Source organism: Thauera sp. WH-1, assembly GCF_047806685.1.
Taxonomy (GTDB): domain Bacteria; phylum Pseudomonadota; class Gammaproteobacteria; order Burkholderiales; family Rhodocyclaceae; genus Thauera.
This window is the reverse complement of the sequence record NZ_JBLQGP010000003.1, coordinates 227,200-246,416: the sequence shown is the minus strand read 5'-3', so window position 1 is coordinate 246,416 and position 19,217 is coordinate 227,200. Positions and strand designations below refer to the sequence as shown.

18 protein-coding genes are annotated in these 19,217 nt (G+C 66.2%); 13 read left to right on the top strand and 5 right to left on the bottom strand.

The features are described from left to right. Window positions 1–3: 3 nt before the first annotated feature. The gene (locus ACMV5O_RS05375) at window positions 4–1,308 is read right to left on the bottom strand and encodes a pyridoxal phosphate-dependent aminotransferase (protein ID WP_416162528.1); all 1,305 of its coding nucleotides are present in this window, start codon (window positions 1,306–1,308) and stop codon (window positions 4–6) included. 119 nt (window positions 1,309–1,427) lie between these two features. Here ACMV5O_RS05375 and ACMV5O_RS05370 point away from each other — a divergent pair, with 119 nt between their 5' ends. The 6 genes from ACMV5O_RS05370 to ACMV5O_RS05345 all read left to right on the top strand — a co-directional run bounded on the left by ACMV5O_RS05370 (window position 1,428) and on the right by ACMV5O_RS05345 (window position 7,191). Further along, a complete protein-coding gene (locus ACMV5O_RS05370) occupies window positions 1,428–1,811 on the top strand; it encodes an Mth938-like domain-containing protein (protein ID WP_416162527.1) in 384 nt (127 codons plus the stop codon). Between the two features lie 117 nt (window positions 1,812–1,928). Then, window positions 1,929–2,384, top strand: a complete 456-nt coding sequence (locus tag ACMV5O_RS05365) for a peroxiredoxin (RefSeq protein WP_416162526.1) — start codon at window positions 1,929–1,931, stop codon at window positions 2,382–2,384. Window positions 2,385–2,425: 41 nt separating this feature from the next. Beyond that, on the top strand, window positions 2,426–3,877 hold the full coding sequence (locus tag ACMV5O_RS05360; protein WP_416162525.1) for a PhoH family protein: 1,452 nt from the start codon (window positions 2,426–2,428) through the stop codon (window positions 3,875–3,877). Between the two features lie 114 nt (window positions 3,878–3,991). Beyond that, entirely contained in the window at window positions 3,992–5,890 is a 1,899-nt protein-coding gene (locus ACMV5O_RS05355; RefSeq protein WP_416162524.1) for a DUF294 nucleotidyltransferase-like domain-containing protein, read from the top strand. Next, complete coding sequence (locus ACMV5O_RS05350) at window positions 5,887–6,531, top strand: PolC-type DNA polymerase III (RefSeq protein ID WP_416162523.1); 645 nt, start codon at window positions 5,887–5,889, stop codon at window positions 6,529–6,531. Before ACMV5O_RS05355 ends, ACMV5O_RS05350 begins: the two co-directional genes overlap by 4 nt. A 105-nt stretch (window positions 6,532–6,636) precedes the next feature. Next, window positions 6,637–7,191, top strand: coding sequence for a C40 family peptidase (locus ACMV5O_RS05345; RefSeq protein WP_416162522.1), 555 nt, complete (start codon window positions 6,637–6,639; stop codon window positions 7,189–7,191). Between the two features lie 116 nt (window positions 7,192–7,307). Here ACMV5O_RS05345 and ACMV5O_RS05340 read toward each other — a convergent pair whose 3' ends face one another. Beyond that, entirely contained in the window at window positions 7,308–7,640 is a 333-nt protein-coding gene (locus tag ACMV5O_RS05340) for a DUF2325 domain-containing protein (protein WP_416162521.1), read from the bottom strand. Window positions 7,641–7,765: 125 nt separating this feature from the next. Here ACMV5O_RS05340 and ACMV5O_RS05335 point away from each other — a divergent pair, with 125 nt between their 5' ends. Next, complete coding sequence (locus tag ACMV5O_RS05335; protein WP_416162520.1) at window positions 7,766–8,776, top strand: Fe(3+) ABC transporter substrate-binding protein; 1,011 nt, start codon at window positions 7,766–7,768, stop codon at window positions 8,774–8,776. Window positions 8,777–8,809: 33 nt separating this feature from the next. Here ACMV5O_RS05335 and ACMV5O_RS05330 read toward each other — a convergent pair whose 3' ends face one another. After that, the gene (locus ACMV5O_RS05330) at window positions 8,810–10,915 is read right to left on the bottom strand and encodes an MASE3 domain-containing protein (RefSeq protein ID WP_416162519.1); all 2,106 of its coding nucleotides are present in this window, start codon (window positions 10,913–10,915) and stop codon (window positions 8,810–8,812) included. 143 nt (window positions 10,916–11,058) lie between these two features. Next, window positions 11,059–12,720 carry an ABC transporter permease gene (locus ACMV5O_RS05325; protein WP_416162568.1) on the bottom strand — a complete coding sequence of 554 codons (1,662 nt, stop codon included), beginning with the start codon at window positions 12,718–12,720 and terminating at the stop codon, window positions 11,059–11,061. A gap of 132 nt (window positions 12,721–12,852) precedes the next feature. On the opposite strand from ACMV5O_RS05325, the gene ACMV5O_RS05320 reads away from it, so the two are divergent. The 5 genes from ACMV5O_RS05320 (at window position 12,853) to ACMV5O_RS05300 (ending at window position 17,636) form a co-directional block, all read left to right on the top strand. Continuing rightward, entirely contained in the window at window positions 12,853–13,962 is a 1,110-nt protein-coding gene (locus tag ACMV5O_RS05320) for an ABC transporter ATP-binding protein (RefSeq protein WP_416162518.1), read from the top strand. After that, window positions 13,959–14,666 (top strand): leucyl/phenylalanyl-tRNA--protein transferase, encoded by a 708-nt coding sequence (gene aat, locus ACMV5O_RS05315; RefSeq protein ID WP_416162517.1) that lies wholly within the window; start codon window positions 13,959–13,961, stop codon window positions 14,664–14,666. Before ACMV5O_RS05320 ends, aat begins: the two co-directional genes overlap by 4 nt. Before the next feature lie 28 nt (window positions 14,667–14,694). After that, complete coding sequence (locus tag ACMV5O_RS05310) at window positions 14,695–15,420, top strand: arginyltransferase (protein ID WP_416162516.1); 726 nt, start codon at window positions 14,695–14,697, stop codon at window positions 15,418–15,420. A 46-nt stretch (window positions 15,421–15,466) separates the two neighbouring features. Then, window positions 15,467–16,483, top strand: a complete 1,017-nt coding sequence (locus ACMV5O_RS05305) for a quinone-dependent dihydroorotate dehydrogenase (protein WP_416162515.1) — start codon at window positions 15,467–15,469, stop codon at window positions 16,481–16,483. 64 nt (window positions 16,484–16,547) lie between these two features. After that, window positions 16,548–17,636 (top strand): BMP family ABC transporter substrate-binding protein, encoded by a 1,089-nt coding sequence (locus tag ACMV5O_RS05300; protein WP_416162514.1) that lies wholly within the window; start codon window positions 16,548–16,550, stop codon window positions 17,634–17,636. 67 nt (window positions 17,637–17,703) lie between these two features. On the opposite strand, the gene ACMV5O_RS05295 is transcribed toward ACMV5O_RS05300, so the two are convergent. Then, the gene (locus ACMV5O_RS05295; RefSeq protein WP_416162567.1) at window positions 17,704–18,462 is read right to left on the bottom strand and encodes an N-acetylmuramoyl-L-alanine amidase family protein; all 759 of its coding nucleotides are present in this window, start codon (window positions 18,460–18,462) and stop codon (window positions 17,704–17,706) included. A gap of 303 nt (window positions 18,463–18,765) precedes the next feature. On the opposite strand from ACMV5O_RS05295, the gene ACMV5O_RS05290 reads away from it, so the two are divergent. Further along, window positions 18,766–19,191 (top strand): cytochrome c, encoded by a 426-nt coding sequence (locus tag ACMV5O_RS05290; RefSeq protein ID WP_324541827.1) that lies wholly within the window; start codon window positions 18,766–18,768, stop codon window positions 19,189–19,191. The last annotated feature ends 26 nt before the right edge of the window (window positions 19,192–19,217 follow it).

Sequence of the window (19,217 nt, the reverse complement as noted above, 5' to 3'; positions counted from 1 at the left end):
GACTCAGGTGCCGTGGCGCTTGCGGTAGTTCTCGAGGAAGCGGGCCACGCGGCCGATGGCGTCGCGCAGGTCGTCCTCGTGCGGCAGGAAGACCAGGCGGAAATGGTCCGGGTGCGGCCAGTTGAAGCCCGACCCCTGCACCAGCAGCACACGCTCCTCCTCGAGCAGTTCGGCGATGAAGGCCTGGTCGTCCTCGATCGGATACACCTTGGGGTCGAGCTTGGGGAACATGTACAGCGTGGCCTGCGGCTTGACACAGCTCACGCCCGGAATCTGCGTGATCAGCTCCCACGCCAGATCGCGCTGGCGGCGCATGCGTCCGCCCTCGGCGACCAGGTCGTCGATGCTCTGGTAGCCACCGAGCGCGGTCTGGATCGCATACTGGCCCGGCACATTGGCACACAGGCGCATCGAGGCCAGCATGTTGAGGCCCTCGATGTAATCGCGCGCCCGACGCTTGTCGCCGCACACCACCATCCAGCCGGCACGGTAGCCGCAGGAGCGGTAGTTCTTCGACAGGCCGTTGAAGATGATGGTGAGCACATCCTCGGACAGCGCCGCGACCGAGGTGTGCGTGACGCCGTCATACAGGACCTTGTCGTACACCTCGTCGGCATACAGGATCAGGTCGTGCTCGCGGGCGAGTTCGATGATGTCCTTGAGCACCTCATCCGGGTAGACGGCGCCGGTCGGATTGTTCGGGTTGATGATCACGATCGCGCGCGTATTCGGGGTGATCCGCGCGCGCATGTCGTCGAGGTCGGGCATCCAGCCCTTGGCCTCGTCACACAGGTAATGCACCGGCTTGCCGCCAGACAGGCTCACCGCCGCGGTCCATAGCGGGTAGTCGGGTGCCGGCACCAGCACCTCGTCACCGGCGTCGAGCAAGGCGTTCATCGCCATCACGATCAGCTCCGACACGCCGTTGCCGATGTAGATATCCTCGATGTCGACGCCCTTGATGCCCTTTTGCTGGGTGTAGTGCATCACCGCCTTGCGCGCCGAGAAGATCCCCTTCGAATCCGAGTAGCCCGCCGCATTCGGCAGGTTGCGGATCATGTCCATCTGGATCTCTTCGGGCGAGTCAAAGCCGAACGCGGCGAGGTTGCCGATGTTGAGCTTGATGATCTTGTGCCCCTCGTCCTCCATCTGCTTGGCACGAACCAGGACCGGGCCGCGGATGTCGTAGCACACCTCGGCAAGCTTGGTGGACTTGCGGATCGGGCGTAGGGCCGCCGCACCCGCCTCGGCCTTCACGACGGGGTCCGGGGATACCGTTGCAAGCTCGAGTGTCTTCACCGCTTTCATGTTCGCCTGTCCTGACAGAGGGAGATGCGCAGCGCGGCGTGCCCGCGGCTGCAAAAGATTGTTATCTTAGCCTTGCTGCCGCACTGCGGCAATTTCGCCATGCAGCCGGAAACCGCGACATGAAGCTCTATCTCGACAACAATGCCAACACCAACGTCGTCACCGGCTACGGCGACGATCATGTGATGATCAGCAAGGTGCGCCACGACGGCAACCTGCTGCTCACTGCAAAGGACATCTTCACTGGCTGGGCGCCCGAGGCGACGGCCGACCTCAGCGGCCTGCGCGCCGAGGATCTCGCGGCAGCCACCACACTCGGCGCCGAGATCCTCATCGTCGGCACCGGCAAGCGCCAGCGCTTTCCGCAACCGGCGCTGCTGCGCCCGCTGATCGAGGCACGCATCGGCTTCGAGTTCATGGATCTCGCTGCCGCCTGTCGCACCTACAACATCCTGGTCGGTGAAAGCCGGGCCGTCGCCCTCGCCCTGCTCTACGAAGCCTAGCGCCGGCAGCACGGGATTCGCCTGCACGGTTCGAGCACGGCGAGATTGTCAGCCTCGAGAGCCTTCGGCTACCCTGACCCACCCGCAGCGCATTGCCCCCGACCCGCAGGAGAACCCATGAGCGCGAAACCCGCCCCCGACTTCAGCCTGCCCGCCACCGGCAGCCAAACCGTCAGCCTGGCCTCATTGCGCGGCCGCAAGGTGGTGATCTACTTCTACCCCAAGGACAACACCCCGGGCTGCACCAACGAGACGCGGGACTTCGCCGCACTCCACGCCGAGTTCGAGGCCGCCGGCTGCACGATTTTCGGGGTCAGCCGCGACAGCCTGAAGAGCCACGAGAACTTCAAGGCCAAGCTCGAACTCCCCTTCGAGCTCATTTCCGACCCGGAAGAGGCCGCTTGCGAAGCCTTCGGCGTCATGAAACTCAAGAACATGTACGGCAAGCAGGTACGCGGCATCGAGCGCAGCACCTTCCTGATCGACGCCGACGGCAGCATCGCCCGCGAGTGGCGCGGCGTGAAGGTACCGGGTCACGCGGCCGAAGTCCTCGCCGCCGTGCAGGCGCTCTGAGCCACCCCGACCGCCACCGCTCCCACTCCTGCCGACCCATCATGCCAGCGACCGCCAAGACCAAGACCCCGTCCGCCTCTGCCACCAGCCGTCGCAAGGCGGCGAAGAAAGACGCCTGCAAGCTGTTCGTGCTCGACACCAACGTCCTGATGCACGACCCCACCAGTCTGTTCCGCTTCGAGGAACACGACCTCTACGTGCCGATCATGACGCTGGAGGAACTGGACAACAACAAGAAGGGCACCACCGAGCTCGCCCGCAACACCCGCCAGGCCAGCCGACTGCTGGACGAGATCGTCAGCTCGGCCCCCGACGGCATCGGCGAAGGCATCGAACTCGAGCAGGTGTCGCGCAAGCTCGCCACCGGCCGCCTGTACCTGCAGACCGAGGCCATCGACGTGGCGCTGCCGGCCGCACTGCCCACCGCGCGCGGCGACAACCAGATCCTGGCCGTGGTGATGTACCTCGCGGACAAGCACCCGGGGCGCGAAGTCATCCTGGTGTCCAAGGACATCAACATGCGCATCAAGGCGCGCGCCCTCGGGCTCGCGGCGCAGGACTACTTCAATGACAAGGTGCTGGAAGACAGCGACCTGCTGTACACCGGCACCCGCGAACTGCCCACGGATTTCTGGGACGCGCATGGGCGCGGCATGCAGTCGTGGAAGGAGGAAGGCCAGACCTATTACCGCCTGAGCGGCCCGCTCGCCCCCGAGCTGCTGATCAACGAGTTCGTCTTCCAGGACGGTGACAGCCCGCTTCAGGCCTGGGTCAAGGAGCGCGACGGTCGCAGCGTGGTGCTCGAGACGCTGGTTGACTACAGCCACCACAAGAACAACGTGTGGGGCATCACCGCGCGCAATCGCGAACAGAACTTCGCGCTCAACCTGCTGATGAATCCCGAGATCGATTTCGTCAGTCTGCTCGGTCAGGCCGGCACCGGCAAGACACTGCTGACCCTCGCGGCCGGCCTCACCCAGGTGCTCGAGTCCAAGCGCTACAGCGAGATCATCATGACCCGCGTCACCGTGCCGGTGGGCGAGGACATCGGCTTCCTGCCTGGCACCGAGGAAGAAAAGATGGCGCCGTGGATGGGCGCGCTGGAGGACAACCTCGAGGTGCTCAACGGCACTGCCGGCGAAGGTGGCGACTGGGGCCGCGCCGCGACCCGCGACCTGATCCGCAGCCGGATCAAGATCAAGAGCCTGAACTTCATGCGCGGGCGCACCTTCCTCAACAAGTACCTGATCATCGACGAGGCGCAGAACCTCACGCCCAAGCAGATGAAGACCCTGATCACCCGTGCCGGGCCCGGCACCAAGGTGATCTGCATGGGCAACATCGCCCAGATCGACACCCCCTACCTCACCGAGGGCTCGTCGGGCCTCACCTTCGTCGTCGACCGCTTCAAGGGCTGGGCGCACTCGGGCCATATCACGCTGCAGCGTGGCGAACGCTCGCGCCTGGCGGACTACGCCGCCGAGGTGCTCTGAGGGCGCACGGACGTGTGCCCAAGGCGCTGTTCATTAACGGGCCTTTGCATGCCATAAGGCCGCCCGCCGGGCACCCCCCGTATAATCGCGAGATTAGCCCGACGACCGCCCGTCATGACCGCCACCGCCGCCAACCTGCTGCAGGGAGCCAGCACCGACTTCCTGCGTAACTTCTCGCCCTTCAACGGCATGGAGCCCGAGGCGCTCGCCTTTCTGGCCGAGCATGCCGTGCTCGCTTTCCACCCCCGCGGCAGCGACATCCTGACCCCCGAAATGGGCGTACCGAAGCACTTCTACATCGTGCAGCGGGGCAAGGTGCAGGCGCGCCAGACCCGCGGGGCGGTCGTCACCGAATATGCCAGCCTAGCGCTCGGGCCCGGTGAGTGCTTCCCGATCGGCGCCATCTCGGCACGTCGCCCCTCGACCAACGCCTACGTTGCCGCCGAGGACAGCTTCTGCTTCCACATCAGCGCCGACGACTTCCTGCAGCTGATGCAGATGAGCCGGGTGTTCCACCTGTTCTGCACGCACTACATCGCCAGCCTGCTCAACCAGTCGCGCCAGCAGTTGCAGACCACCTTCGCCCAGCGCGCGGCCGAGCAGCAGACGATGACCACCTCGCTCGCCGAGCTCATCAAGCAGGAGCCCTTCTCGGTCACCCCCGACACGCCCACCCGCACCGCGCTCGAGCGCATGAGCGAGTTGCGACTGGGTTGCATCGTGGTCGTGGACCCGGACAAGCATCCGGTCGGCGTGCTCACGCAGAGCGACTTGCTGCCCAGGGTGATCCTGGCCCGCTTCGACCTCGACCGACCGATCGGCGAAGTCATGACCGCCAACCCGCACCAGCTTCCGGCCAGCGCTTCAGCCTACGACGCCGCGCTCGAGATGGCCACCCACGGCGTGCGTCATCTGCTCGTGATCGCCGCCGACGGCCGCCTCAAAGGCGTGGTGTCCGAGCGCGACCTGTTCTCACTGCAGCGTATCAGCCTGCGCCAGATCCGCGCCGGCATCGAAAATGCCGCCGATATCGAGGCGCTGCAGCGCGCGAGCAAGGACATCCGCCAGCTCGCCCTCAACCTGATTGCACAAGGCATCGGCGCCGAGCAGCTCACCCAGTTCATCTCTGCCCTCAACGATGCGCTCACGCGCCGCATCATCGAACTTGCGCTTGCCCGCCACGACCTCAGCGGCATCGACTTCAGCTGGATCGCCTTCGGTTCCGAGGGTCGCCACGAGCAGACCCTGTCCAGCGACCAGGACAACGGCATTCTGTGGCGCTGCACCGAGGTGGACGACCCCGATCGCACCCGCCAGCGCCTCGTCACCTTTGCGCGCGACGTCAACCAGGATCTTGCCGCCTGTGGCTTCCCGCTGTGCAAGGGCGACATCATGGCGAGCAACCCGGAGCTGTGCCTGACGCTCGAGGAGTGGAAATCGCGCTTTGGCGCGTGGATTCGCGAGCCCGACCCCCAGGCCCTGCTCAACGCCTCGATCTTCTTCGATTTTCGTGTGCTGTATGGCAACGAACGGCCGGCGAACCAGTTGCGCGCCTGGCTCAACAAGACGGTCAAGGGCAACACGACCTTCCTGCGCATGATGGCGGTCAACGCGCTGCAGGTTGTCCCGCCGCTGGGCCGCATCCGCGACTTCGTGCTCGAGGACGACGGCACCATCGACCTCAAGAAGTCGGGCGCCCGCCTGTTCGTCGACGTCGCGCGCATCCTCGCCCTGCGTACCGGCGTGGACTCCAGCAGCACCGTGCAGCGTCTGCGCCAGGCTGCCGGACGCATGGGCGTCTCGGCCGACGAGGCCGCCGCCATCATCGACGGCTTCAACTTCATCCAGTTGCTGCGGCTCCGATCCCAGCACCTCGAAACCGAACATGACGCCCCCGGCGACAACCGCATCGACCCCGACTCGCTCAACGAACTCGACCGCCGCATCCTCAAGGAAGCCTTTCGCCAGGCGCGCAAGCTGCAACTGCGCCTGAAGCTGGACTACCAACTATGACGAGCTGGCTGTCACGATTGATCTCGGCGCGCAGCGGGCGTCAGGCGCTCGGCGCCGAAGCAGCCGAGACCCTGCAGAAGTGGCAGGCACTGGCCGAGCCCGATCTCACCCACGCGCACTTCGAGACGCGCTACGCGGTGATCAACACCGAGGCCAGCGGCCTCGACCTCGAGCGCGATCGCCTGCTTGCGGTCGGCGCCATCGCCGTCGACTGCGGGCTCATCCACCTCGACGCCGCCTACTACGCCAAACTCGAACCGGCGCCGGGCGACACGCTGAGCGCCCTGCTCGGCTTCGCCGGCAAGAGTCCGCTGGTCGTCTTCAACGCCGCTTTCAACCGCAACATGCTCGAGCGCGCCCTGCAGGAGCAGCTTGGCCTGAGCACCGAGCACCTGTGGCTGGATCTGTACTTCCTGCTGCCCACGCTGTTCCCGGAGCGTTTCGAGCGTCCGGTGCGCCTCGCCGACTGGATGGCGAGCTTCGGCATCGAGACCTTCCAGCGTCACCATGCACTCGGCGACGCCTGGGCGATCGCCCAGCTTTTCCTTGCGGCCCAGGCCCGTGCCTTGTCGATCGGCCTGAACACGCCCCCGGCGCTTGCCGAACAGGAGCGGGCCTACCGCCAGAAACTGAAGACCTGAGCGCCGCCCGCTGGCGCAGAGCGATCGCTTACAGACCGGAACAAAGTCCTGGAAATCAGACATTTCCTGTTTACAAGTCCCATTCGCCTGCGTATATTCCGCCGAATGTTTTTGCGCCGCCCCGCCCTCCTCCTGCTGTTGACGCTTGTGCTATCGCCACTTGCCGCCCAGGCGGTGGAAACGGCCAAGCCCCTGGCGCAGGTGAAGACGGAGCGCTCGACCTTCGACGAGTACGCCAATGCTGCCGAGCAGCTTGTCGATGAGGCCTTGTCCTACCTCGGCATCCGCTATCGCTTCGGCGGCACCTCGCCCGAGACCGGGCTGGACTGCAGCGGACTGGTGCTCAACGTGTTTCGCAACGCCGTCGGCCTAGACCTGCCCCGTACGGCGCGCGAAATGGCCAAGCTTGGCGACAACATCGGTCGGCAGGAGCTCAAGCCTGGCGATCTGGTGTTCTTCAACACCATGCGGCGCACCTTCTCGCATGTGGGCATCTATCTGGGCGACGGCAAGTTCGTCCACGCCCCCTCCTCTGGTGGCAAGGTCCGCGTCGAAAGCATCGCCACGCGGTACTGGGCGCAGCGGTTCAACGGCGCCCGTCGGCTGGTCGACGACACGAGCATGATCGGTAATGGCGCTGCGCTGAGCGCGCTGCGCTGAGCGCGCTGCGCTGAGCGCGACCGCAAGCGCACCACACCCACCGGACCTGCCCCCGGCCGACAGGCCCCGTTACTGCGCGGGGCTTTTTTTCGCCCCCGGCCGACGACGCAAGGCGCTCAACGCCCGCTTCGAGCCCGGCGCGGACATTCGCTGCAAGGCCGCCTGTCGAGCCGTTTGTCCAGGGCCTGCTGCAAGGCGCAGGTCGAGCGCCGGCAGCACACGAACATCACCCCCTCACGACTGGCCGCCTCGCGGAAACGCTGCATGACGTTGTGGCCGAGGAAATCGGTGAACAGGATGACCATGCCAATGCCGCTCGGCAGCGCGGTGGAGCGGCGCTGATGACTTGTGTCACGGCCACTGACGTGAGCGGCGATGCGAATCCCGAAGCCACCCAGAACGTCGGGGATATTGCCGAGACGATCGGCACCGACAAGCAGCGCATCCATGCAAGACTCCTTATTGCGAATAGTTCGCATTGATAGTGAACAAAATACGAGTCATTTGCAACTGCGAATCTTTATCGTTATGATCCGCGCACTGCCCACACAACCCTCATAGGCCGTTATCCATCATGCGAAAAGTCGTTCTTGCCTCACTGGTCTCTGCCCTCAGCATCGCCGCAAGTGCCAACGCTGCCGAACTCAACATCTACTCGGCACGTCACTACCAGACCGATGAACAGCTCTACGGTAACTTCACGCAGCAGACCGGGATCAAGATCAACCGGATCGAGGCAAAGGAAGACGAACTGCTCGAGCGCATCCGTACCGAGGGCGCGAACAGCCCCGCCGACATCCTCATCACCGTGGATGCCTCGCGCCTGGCCAAGGCCGATGAGCTTGGCATCTTCGCGCCCGTGAAGTCGGCCCAACTCGAGGCCCGCATCCCCGCCCACCTGCGCGCCGAGAACTGGTTCTCGTACTCCACCCGCGCGCGCGTCATCGTCTACAACCCCAGTCTGGTGAAGGCCGAGCAGGTGCAGACCTACGAGCAGCTCGCAGACCCTGCCTTGAAGGGCCAGGTGTGCACCCGTTCGGGCAGCCACCCCTACAACCTGTCGCTGGGCGCGGCGATGATCAAGCACAACGGCGCGGAAGCGACCGAGAACTGGGCCCGCGGCATCGTCGCCAATTTTGCGCGTGCGCCCAAGGGCGGCGACACCGACCAGATCCGCTCGGTCGCCGCGGGCGAATGCGGCGTGGCCATCGCCAACAGCTACTACCTTGCGCGCCTGATGAACTCCGAGCGTGCTGAAGACAAACAGGTGGTGTCCAACGTCAAGGCCGTGTGGCCGAACCAGAGCAGTTGGGGCACCCACATCAATGTCTCGGGCGCCGGCATGCTCAAGCACGCCCCGAACAAGGAAGCTGCAGTCAAGTTCCTCGAGTATCTGGCCTCGGACGACGCACAGGCCTACTTCGCCAATGGCAACAACGAGTGGCCGGTGGTCAGCACGCTCAAGGTGGACAACCCGGCATTGAACGCGCTGGGTGAGTTCAAGGCCGACACCCTCCCGATCGGCGAACTGGCGGCCACCGTCGCCGAAGCACAGCGCATCTTCGACCGCGCCGGCTTCCGTTAAGCAAGGCGCACGCTGCCGGCTTCGAGCAGCGACTCAGGCTCGACCGCTCACCGCCCCGACATCGCTCGATGCCGGGGCGGTGTCGCGTTCGGGCGCCAGCACGACGCGATTGCGCCCGTCATGCTTGGCCGCATAGAGCGCCTGGTCCGCCCGCGCATAGGCCTCCTCGTAGCCCTCGTCGTCCGCATGCAGCATGGCGGCGCCGATGCTCACCGAAAACGCGAGCGGTCGCGCCTCGAAACGCGCCGGCGTGTCCGCCACCACACGCCGCAGGCGCTCGGCCACACGCATCGCGCCGAGCGCGTCGATGCACGGCAGCAGCACGGCGAACTCCTCGCCCCCCATGCGCGCGAAGACATCCGCCTCGCGCAACTGCGCATTGACCACCAGCACGAAATGCCGCAGCACCTCGTCGCCGGCCGCATGGCCGTAGGTGTCATTGATGCGTTTGAAGAAATCCAGGTCGAGCAGCAACAAGGCCGCCTGCGACTGCCGGCGGCGCACCCGCCCGAGCTCGCCACGCACCATCTCGGTGAAGTGGCGGCGATTCCACAGGCCGGTCAGCGGATCGCTGGTCGCGAGCTGGAGCAGGCTCTCCTCCATCGCCTTGCGTTGCGAGATGTCCTGATGGATGCCCACCACCCGCAGGGGCTCACCCCCCTCGCCGCGCTCAAGCACCCGTCCCGCCGCCAGGATCCAGATCCAGCGCCCGTCGCGATGCTTGAGCCGATACTCGGCGCGGTAGGCTTCGGTCTCCCCGCGCAGGTGGGGCTCAAGGCCGTCACGGATGTCGCGCCAATCGTCGGGATGCACCAAGCCCTCCCAGGTCGATACGATCGGCGCCAGCTCATCGACCTCATAACCGAGCATGCGACACCAGGCCGGGCTGAAGACGCACTTGCCGGCCGGCACATCCCAGTCCCACAGACCGAGTTCCGCCCCCTCGAGGGCGCGCATCAGGCGACGTTCGCGTTCGGCGATCTGCTCACGCACCTTGCGCCGTTCCGTGAAATCGCGGCTGACGCGAATCTCCCCCAGGCATTCGCCCTCCTCGTCGCGGTAGGGGGTACGCAAGGTGTCGAACAGGCGCAAGGCCCCATCAGGGCCTTCAAGCCATTCTTCGTGATGCGCCGGCGCGCTCACCACTTCCCCGTCGCGCCCGGCATCGGCCAGTTCTCGCCGGCCATGGAGGACCTCGCCGTCACGCCGCCCGATGACCTGCGCTTCGCTCACACCATAGGCCTGTGCGAAGGCCTTGTTGCAGCCCAGGTAGCGCCCATCCGGGTCCTTGAAGGCGATCAGGTCGGGCACCGAATCGATCAGCCCGCGCAGCAGCGCACGTTCGCGGGCAAGCTGCTCCTGCGGCTCGCGCACCCCCGACACGAACACTGCGCGATAGACCATCGCGCAGGCGGCAAGCTTGTACGCATGACCCGCGACATTGAAAAAGTCGCTGACCTCAACATAGCGCGTGAAGAACAGTTCGGCGAGCGCCAGCACCCAGGCCGCCGCCGCGAGCCACAGCAGGGACGCGTTGCGCTCATGCCGCGCACGCCGTGCGAGCAGCACGGCTGCAAGCACAAAGAGGCCGGCCAGCAGGTATTCGGCCCAGACCTTGAAATCGGTCATCCCCTGCCCGTCGATGAAGGTTCGCGGCAGGCGATCCTGATGCGCGAGGACGACCCAGGTCCACCCCAGCGCCAGCGCCAAGGCAGCCGTGGTCACGCCCTTCGCCCGCGCCCCGGACCAACGCTGCTGCGCCATGAAGGCGAACACCATCAGGCCCACCGCCATCACCAGCCGCGCCATCAGCCAGAACTGGATCGCCTTGTCGGCATCGTTCGGCGTCACGAACACCGGCATGCCCTGGTAGGAGAGCGTGTGGCCGAGGTCGATCAGGCCAACCGCGAGGAATACCGCTCCCAGCCACACCAGCCGCCCCCCGGCGACCATGCGGCGCAGGTTCCAGCCCAGCGCAAACACCATGCCCGCCACCGCGATCGAGAAGAACTCGAGCGCGGTATGGAGCGCCAGATAGTGCTCGGGCGCCGCGAACAGGGGCAGGGGCGGCAACAGCCCGCTCAGCACAAAGACGACGCTCAGGACGATCGCCCATTGCAGCGGTCGATTCGAGAGCATGGGAGACAGGATGGCCTCTGGGGTGGGGGATGGCTGGGTGCGCACGGACGCGATTATCCCTCATCCGGATCACCACATAGCGTGGCTTCAGCACCGTCCTGCGGCAATTCTCACGCCCGCCGCCGGACCCGATCGCGGCGCGCCTATTTGCGCCTGACGCGCAGGATCTGGCGCGAGATCAGGAACATCGGCAACAGGCCGACGGCCACGATGATCAGCGCCGCGGTGGACGCCTCGGTCAGGCGCTCGTCCGCGGCCAGGGTGTGGGCCTGGGTGGCCAGGGTGTCGAAATTGAAGGGTCGAATCACCAGCGTGGCGGGCAGTTCCTTCATGACATCCACGAAGACCAGCAGACCGGCGGTGAGCAGACTGCCCCTGAGCATCGGCATATGCACCCGCGCCAGCGTCGCCCATTTGCCGAAGCCGAGGCTGCGCGAGGCGTCGTCCATGCTCGGCGTGATCTTACCCAGGCTGGAGTCCACCGTCTGCAGCGCCACCGCCAGAAATCGCGCGAGGTAGGCATAGACCAGGGCGGCGATGCCGCCGGTCAGGATGAGTCCGGGGTTGCTACCGAAAGCCGTCTCCCAGGACTGTGCGAGCCAGTTGTCAAGCCGGGTGAGCGGAATCAGCACGCCGACCGCGATCACCGAGCCCGGCACCGCGTAGCCCAGCCCCACCACCCGGTTGAGCACCTGCGGCAGGCGCGAGCGGGCCAGCCGCGCCGCGTAGGCGAGCAGCAGCGCGAGCAGGACCGCGATCAGCGCCGTGACCGTAGCCAGCACGAAGCTGTTGCGCGCAAGCTGCAGGAAGCGCGGCCCGAACTGCGCATCGCCCTCGGCGAAAGCCATCTGCAACAGCAATCCGGCAGGCAGCAGGAAACCCAGCAGGAGTGGCATGAAACAGGCAAAGGCGGCAAGCAGGCCGAGTGGCAGCGGCAGGCGCAGACGCACGGGCAATATCTGCTGGCGCGAGGTGTTGTTGAAGCGGGCACGCCCGCGCGAGATGCGCTCGAGGGTCAGCACCAGGATCACGAAGCTCAGCAAGGCGGCCGACAACTGCGCCGCGGCGATGCGGTCGCCGAGCGAGAACCAGGCCCGATAGATGCCCGTGGTGAAGGTCTGCACCCCGAAGTAGGACACGGTGCCGAAATCGGCCAGCGTCTCCATCAGGGCCAGCGCCGTGCCGGCCACCACCGCCGGCCGCGCAAGCGGCAGCGACACGCGAAAGAACGAATCCCAAGGCCCGAGGCCGAGCGAGCGTCCGGCCTCGAGCATCCCGCCCGCGCGTTCGAGGAAGGCGGTACGCGCGATCATGTACACATAGGGATAGAGCACGAACATGAACATCGCCACCGCGCCACCGACGCTGCGCACGTCCGGGAACCAGTAGTCGCCCCGCCGCCATTCGAAGGTTTCGCGCAACCAGCTCTGCACCGGGCCCACGAACTGCAGGAAGTCGGTGTAGACATAGGCCATCACATAGGCAGGCATCGCCAGCGGCAACACCAGCGCCCATTCGAAGAAGCGCCGCCCGGGAAAGTCCAGCATCGTGGTCAGCCAGGCCGAAGTGACGCCGATGGATGACACGCCCAGCCCCACCCCGATGCACAGCACCACGGTGTTGAAGACAAACTCGCCGAGCACGGTGTCGGCGAGGTGCGACCAAGTCTCGCTGGTGCCGCCAATGAACACGTTGGAAAACACCGACAGCACCGGTGCGGCAATCAGGGCGGCGATCAGCACCGCGGTCAATGTCAGCGTCGACCAGTGCAATCGTGCCGTGCCCTGCCCTCCCGTTCCCTTCATCATTTGTCCGTTGTCATGGGGTGCTGCAGTTCGCGCGCCCGCTCGTGGGGCAGAATTATAATTGATCGCATTTGGAACGCCCCGGTGCAATAATCATCCGAGCAAAAAAAACTCGCGCTACAGGCCTGCCCCATGTCCCACCTCCAACTCGATGACATCGATCTTGCTTTCGGCAAGCACATGATCGTGCGCAAGCTGTCGCTGCGGCTGGAAAAGGGCCGCATCGGCTGCCTGCTGGGCCCGTCGGGCTGCGGCAAGACGACGGTGTTGCGCTGCATTGCCGGCTTCGAACGTCTGACGGCGGGCGCGATCCAGCTCGATGGTGTCACCGTCGGCACCCCGAGCCACAGCGTGCCGCCCGAGCGCCGCCGCATCGGCATGGTGTTCCAGGACTATGCGCTGTTCCCGCACCTTTCGGTCGCCGACAATATCGCCTTCGGCCTGCGCGGTGAGAGCGCCGCAAGCAAGCGCCACCGAGTGGACGAGCTGCTCGGCCTGGTCGGCCTGAGCGAGCACGGCGCCAAGTACCCGCACGAGATGTCCGGTGGCCAGCAGCAGCGCGTGGCCCTGGCCCGCGCGCTGGCGCCGCGGCCGAGCCTGCTGCTGCTCGACGAGCCTTTCTCGAATCTCGACGTCGACCTGCGCGAGCGCCTGTCCTATGAAGTGCGGGACATCATCAAGGCCACCAACACCACCGCCATCCTGGTCACGCACGATCAGCACGAGGCCTTCGCGGTCGCCGACGAGATCGGGATCATGTACGAGGGCCGCATCCAGCAGTGGGACACGCCCTACAACCTCTATCACCGGCCGATCAACCGCTTCGTCGCCGATTTCATCGGCCAGGGCGTCTTCCTGCGCGGCCGCGTGCTCAACGACCGCCAGGTGCGGGTCGAGCTCGGCATCCTCAACAGCGCGGTGCCGCTGGTGTGCGGCGACGATTGCGGCGGCTGCACCCACGGCAGCGATGTCGACGTGCTGCTGCGCCCGGACGACATCGTCCACGACGATGCCAGCTCCCTGAAGGCGGAAGTCGTGCACAAGGCGTTTCGCGGCGCCGAGATTCTCTACACCCTGCGCCTGAGCAGTGGCTCCCGGGTGCTGTCGCTGGTGCCCAGCCACCACAACCACGCCATCGGCGAGCGCATCGGCATCCGCCTCGGGGTCGACCATGTGGTGACCTTCCAGGACGAGAGCACCGGGCTGAACCTCGCCGCCCATCCGGAAGCCGTGGCGGCATGATTCCGTGGCTGGGCGAGGAGCCGGCCTTTCCGCCGGTCGATTGTGCACTGGCCGAACCCAACGGTCTGCTCGCCGCGGGCGGCGAGCTCTCGCCGGAGTGGCTGCTCGCAGCCTATCGTCGGGGCATCTTTCCCTGGTTCAGCGCCGGCGAGCCGATCCTGTGGTGGAGCCCCGATCCACGTCTGGTGCTGCTCCCCGAACAAGTCCACATCAGCCATTCGCTGCGCAAGACCCTGCGCCGCCGGCGCTTCGCAGTGCGGGTGGACAGCGCCTTTGCCCAGGTGCTGCGTGGCTGTGCCGCGCCGCGACCGCCGGCTAACGGGACGTGGATCACCCCGGCCATGCAGGCCGCCTATCTGCGCATGCATGAACTGGGTCATGCGCACAGTGTCGAATGCTGGCGCGACGGAAGCTTGGTGGGCGGCCTGTACGGCATCGCGATCGGCCGGGTGTTTTTCGGCGAGTCGATGTTCTCGCGCGAGACCGACGCCTCCAAGGTCGCCCTCGCGCATCTTGCCCGCCTGCTTGCCGAGCGCGCTTATGGCATGATCGATTGCCAGATGACGACGTCTCACCTGCAGTCCATGGGCGCGTGCGAGATGCCGCGCGCGGCATTCTCCCGGGCCCTGGTGCGGTGGGTGGACGAGGGGCCGCCCGCTCAGCGCTGGGCGGCAGATGCAGCAAGCTCGATCGACTGGACCTGAACCCACCCCACGCCGCCCAGACCACGCGATGCAAAAGGACTACCCCTACGCGCTGATCCAGTTCTATGCGACGGCGCCCTACGCCTGCTCATACCTGCCCGATCGCAGCGCACGTTCACAGGTCGCGACGCCGGGGCATCTGATCGACCCGCAGGTCTACAGCGAGCTCGTGCGCCGCGGCTTTCGTCGCAGCGGGGTGTTCACCTACCGTCCCTACTGCGACCACTGCCATGCCTGCGTGCCGGTGCGCATCGCCGTCGACGCCTTTCGCCCCGATCGCAGCCAGCGCCGCGCGTGGAACAAGCACACCGCATTGCAGGCAGGCGAGCGTCCGCTCGAGTTCTTCGAGGAGCATTACCTGCTCTATCAGCGGTACCAGGCGGCACGCCACTCGGGCGGCGGCATGGACCTCGACAACCGCGAGCAATACAGCCACTTCCTGCTCCAGAGCCATGTCGACACCCGCCTGGTGGAATTCCGCGAGGACGGCGTGTTGCGCATGGTCAGCGTGATCGACCGCCTGGCGGACGGCCTGTCGAGCGTATACACCTTCTACGAGCCCGAACTGCCCCGTAGCGCCCTCGGCACCTACGGCATCCTGTGGCAGATCGACGCCTGTCGGCGCCTGCATCTGGCCCACGTCTATCTCGGCTACTGGATCGCCGAAAGCCCGAAGATGGCCTACAAGTCCCGCTTTGGCGCACTCGAAGTCCTGCGCGACGGCGAGTGGCAGCCATTCCGGCCGCCGGGCTGAGCGACCGCGCCTCGCCGCATGCACGGCGAATCGCTACAATCGGCCGATGCTCTACGACATCGCCCGCCCGCTACTGTTTTCGCTCGATCCCGAAAACGCCCACGAATTCACGCTTCACGCGCTGCATTACGCCGGCAAGCTGCTGCCGCCCGCCAAGCCCGCGCCGGCCACGCCGGTCGAGGTAATGGGCCTGAGCTTTCCCAACCGCATCGGCCTTGCCGCAGGGCTCGACAAGAACGGCGAGGCCATCGACGGCCTTGCCCATATGGGCTTCGGCTTCATCGAGATCGGCACCATCACGCCGCGCGCACAACCGGGCAACCCACGCCCACGCATGTTCCGCCTGCCCGAGGCGCGCGCCATCATCAACCGCATGGGGTTCAACAATCACGGCGTCGACGCCCTGCTCGCCCACGTCAGGGCGGCCAAGTACCGCGGCATTCTCGGCATCAACATCGGCAAGAACTTCGACACGCCGATCGAGCGTGCCGCAGACGACTACCTCGCCTGCCTCGACAAGGTCTATGCGCTGGCAAGCTACGTCACCGTCAATATCTCGTCGCCCAACACCAAGAACCTGCGCCAGTTGCAAGGCGAATCCGAACTCGACGACCTGCTCGGGCGCCTCAAGGCGATGCAGACGCGGCTTGCCGACACGCACGGGCGCTACGTACCCCTCACGCTCAAGATCGCGCCCGATCTCGACGAGCCCCAGGTCATCAACATTGCCGACGCGCTGCGCCGCCACCGCATCGACGGTGTGATCGCCACCAACACGACGCTCGCGCGCGACAAGGTACAGGGCCTCCGCCATGGCAACGAGCAGGGCGGCCTGTCCGGCGCGCCCGTCTTCGAGGCCTCGACCGCCGTGGTGCGCCAGCTCGCCCGGGCGCTGGGCGGCGAGCTGCCCATCATCGCCGCCGGCGGCGTGCTCGAGGGGGCCGATGCCCGAGCCAAGCTGCAGGCCGGCGCCGTGCTGGTGCAGCTCTACAGCGGCCTGATCTATCGCGGTCCGGCACTGGTGCGCGAATGTGTGCGCGCCACGGCCGAGCAGCCAGGCTGACCGCAGGGCCCCGGCGCTACAATTTCCGCCACCCACACCCCGTGAATCGTCCAGGAGAGTCTCGATGAAGCCCCGTCGCCAGTTCATGCTGTCTGCCGCCGCGCTCGCCGTGGCCGCCACCCTGCCTTTCAGCGCCGCTGCGCAGGCGCCGACCCGGATCGGTTTCGTCTATGTGAGTCCGATCGGCGATGCGGGCTGGACCTACCAGCACGACGAGGGCCGCAAGCAGATGCAGGCCGCGCTCGGCGACAAGGTCGAGACGCGCTTCGTCGAGAGCGTGGCCGAAGGCGCCGACGCCGAACGCGTGATCCGCGAATTCGCCGCCAGCGGCAGCAGGATCGTGTTCGCTACCAGCTTCGGCTACATGAACTACGTCGAGCGTGTCGCCCGCCAGTTTCCCAGCGTCACCTTTCTGCACGCCACCGGCTACAAGTCGGCCAAGAACTTCGCGCCCTACAACGCGCGTTTCTACGAAGGCCGCTACCTCAACGGCGTGATCGCCGGCAAGATGACCAAGTCGAACGTGCTCGGCTACGTCGGCGCCTTCCCGATTCCCGAGGTCCTGCAGGGCATCAACGCGTTCACGATGGGCGCCCGCAGCGTCAACCCGAACGTCGAGGTGCGCGTGATCTGGGTCAACAGCTGGTACGACCCGGGCAAGGAACGCGAAGCGGCAATGACGCTGATCTCGCAGGGCGCGGACATGGTCACCCATCACACCGACTCCACCGCCACCGTACAGGCGGCCGAGGAGCGCGGCGTCCATGCCTTCGGCTATCACTCCGACATGGCAAAGTACGGCCCCAGGGCGCAACTCACCGCCACCACCCACCACTGGGGCGAGTTCTATACCCGCACCGTCAACGAGGTGCTGGCCGGGACCTGGAAGCCCGAAAACGTGTGGGGCGGCATCAAGGACGGCATGATCAAGCTCGCGCCCTTGAATCCGGCCATCCCTGCAGACCTGCAGGCCGAGGTGCGCGCGCTCGAGGACAAGATCCGCGACGGCAGCTTCCACCCGTTCACCGGCCCGGTCATCGACCAGGCGGGCAGTGAACGCCTTGCCGCCGGCGCGGTGATGGACGATGCGACACTTGGCCGGATGGACTACTTCGTCCAGGGTGTCTCCTCGCGCCTGCCCAACCAGCGTTGACGCCCCCGAGGCGACGAATCGAGCGGGCTCCCGCCGAGCGGCGGCGAGCCCGCTCGCACGATGTGCGTCAGCCTCCGCGCCGCCCCTCGACGGGACGCGCATCGACCGCATCCGGGCGGTCGGCCGCCGCCTCGTCGTCAGCCGGCAGGCCATGGTCGAGGCAGGCCGCGAGCGCGGTCGCAATGCCGTCGGCCATGCGCGCCTGACGCGCGGGGTCGCGCAGCAGCAACTCCTCATCGCGGTTCTTGAGCACCCCTGCCTCGAACAGCACCGCCGGCATCGTCGCGTGGCGCAGCACCGCAAGACCGTCGAAGTAATGCACCGCATGCTCGAAATCAACATAGGCACGGCGCCGCCCGTTCTTGTGCGTGGGCTCGAAGCCCATGCGCTGCAGGCGGGCGCCGATCACCCGCGCACACAGGATGCTCTGCGCCGTCTGCGGGTTGTCGCGCGACACGAATAGCGAGTGCCCGGCAAACGCGTCGTTGTAGTCGAGCATGCGGCCCTCCCATTCCCACGGCCGCAACTCGAAGGCATTGACCGAGTCGTGATGGATCGACAGCAGCAGGCGCGCGCCCTGCGCCGCCCGCGGCCGCGCCTGCAGGCTGTCGATGCGGCCGTCGGCATTGACCAGCTCGGCGCGCATGCCGCGCGCGCGCAGCGTATGGACCAGCACGCGGGCGAGGTCGCGGTTGAACTCGAACTCGCTGCGTCCACGCGCGCTGATGGCCCCCGGCGCCTCGAGGGTATGGCCGATGTCGACCGCAATCCAGTCGCCGGCCTGCGCGCACGGCGCCACCACCACCGCCAGGACACCGATTCCCATGCGCAGAGCATGGGTGCTGAAGCGTTCGCTCATTGCTCCGTTCCTGTTCAGGAGGGTCCTCGGCCATGCCGCTTGCAAGCCCGCTGCGCCCCCCGCCACCTCAACGACAGCGTGAAAGCACGCCAGTTCGCGCCCTGCAGGCCGTCGGCCCGGACAATCTTGATTCAAATCATGGAGCCCATCCGGCGCGACTCGGACAATGCGCCCACCATCGGCACCGCCGTGGGTAGCTTCACCCCCTGAACCACCCAGCCAACCTGCCACCTATCCGGACAAAACGAGACAAGCGATGAGGAGTACTCCATGAGCGGCATCTTCACAAAATCCATGGCGCGGAACATCTTCTACGGGGGAACGGTGTTCTTCTTCCTCCTGTTCCTGGCGCTCACCTTCGACACCGAACGCGAACTCCCGAATCGCGACAACCGGCAGAACATCACACCTGAAGTCGCTGCCGGCAAGCACATCTGGGAAACACGCAACTGTCTCGGCTGCCACACCCTGCTGGGTGAAGGCGCCTACTTCGCCCCGGAACTCGGCAACGTCTACACCCGCCGCGGCCCGGATTTCATCAAGGCGTGGATGATGTCCCAGCCCACGGGCGCCCCGGGCCGTCGCCAGATGCCGAATTTCCACCTCACCGATGAAGAGCTCGACCAGCTCGTGGCCTTCTTCAAGTACACGGCGGGCATCAACACTGCCAACTGGCCGCCCAACATCGAAGGTTGACCGGAAACCTGGAGACCACAAGGGGA

Bases quoted from the DNA above. Each gene is read 5' to 3' on its own strand.
- ACMV5O_RS05375 (WP_416162528.1), bottom strand. From the start codon at position 1,308: ATGAAAGCGGTGAAGACACTCGAGCTTGCAACGGTATCCCCGGACCCC.
- ACMV5O_RS05370 (WP_416162527.1), top strand. From the start codon at position 1,428: ATGAAGCTCTATCTCGACAACAATGCCAACACCAACGTCGTCACCGGC.
- ACMV5O_RS05365 (WP_416162526.1), top strand. From the start codon at position 1,929: ATGAGCGCGAAACCCGCCCCCGACTTCAGCCTGCCCGCCACCGGCAGC.
- ACMV5O_RS05360 (WP_416162525.1), top strand. From the start codon at position 2,426: ATGCCAGCGACCGCCAAGACCAAGACCCCGTCCGCCTCTGCCACCAGC.
- ACMV5O_RS05355 (WP_416162524.1), top strand. From the start codon at position 3,992: ATGACCGCCACCGCCGCCAACCTGCTGCAGGGAGCCAGCACCGACTTC.
- ACMV5O_RS05350 (WP_416162523.1), top strand. From the start codon at position 5,887: ATGACGAGCTGGCTGTCACGATTGATCTCGGCGCGCAGCGGGCGTCAG.
- ACMV5O_RS05345 (WP_416162522.1), top strand. From the start codon at position 6,637: ATGTTTTTGCGCCGCCCCGCCCTCCTCCTGCTGTTGACGCTTGTGCTA.
- ACMV5O_RS05340 (WP_416162521.1), bottom strand. From the start codon at position 7,640: ATGGATGCGCTGCTTGTCGGTGCCGATCGTCTCGGCAATATCCCCGAC.
- ACMV5O_RS05335 (WP_416162520.1), top strand. From the start codon at position 7,766: ATGCGAAAAGTCGTTCTTGCCTCACTGGTCTCTGCCCTCAGCATCGCC.
- ACMV5O_RS05330 (WP_416162519.1), bottom strand. From the start codon at position 10,915: ATGCTCTCGAATCGACCGCTGCAATGGGCGATCGTCCTGAGCGTCGTC.
- ACMV5O_RS05325 (WP_416162568.1), bottom strand. From the start codon at position 12,720: ATGAAGGGAACGGGAGGGCAGGGCACGGCACGATTGCACTGGTCGACG.
- ACMV5O_RS05320 (WP_416162518.1), top strand. From the start codon at position 12,853: ATGTCCCACCTCCAACTCGATGACATCGATCTTGCTTTCGGCAAGCAC.
- aat (WP_416162517.1), top strand. From the start codon at position 13,959: ATGATTCCGTGGCTGGGCGAGGAGCCGGCCTTTCCGCCGGTCGATTGT.
- ACMV5O_RS05310 (WP_416162516.1), top strand. From the start codon at position 14,695: ATGCAAAAGGACTACCCCTACGCGCTGATCCAGTTCTATGCGACGGCG.
- ACMV5O_RS05305 (WP_416162515.1), top strand. From the start codon at position 15,467: ATGCTCTACGACATCGCCCGCCCGCTACTGTTTTCGCTCGATCCCGAA.
- ACMV5O_RS05300 (WP_416162514.1), top strand. From the start codon at position 16,548: ATGAAGCCCCGTCGCCAGTTCATGCTGTCTGCCGCCGCGCTCGCCGTG.
- ACMV5O_RS05295 (WP_416162567.1), bottom strand. From the start codon at position 18,462: ATGGGAATCGGTGTCCTGGCGGTGGTGGTGGCGCCGTGCGCGCAGGCC.
- ACMV5O_RS05290 (WP_324541827.1), top strand. From the start codon at position 18,766: ATGAGCGGCATCTTCACAAAATCCATGGCGCGGAACATCTTCTACGGG.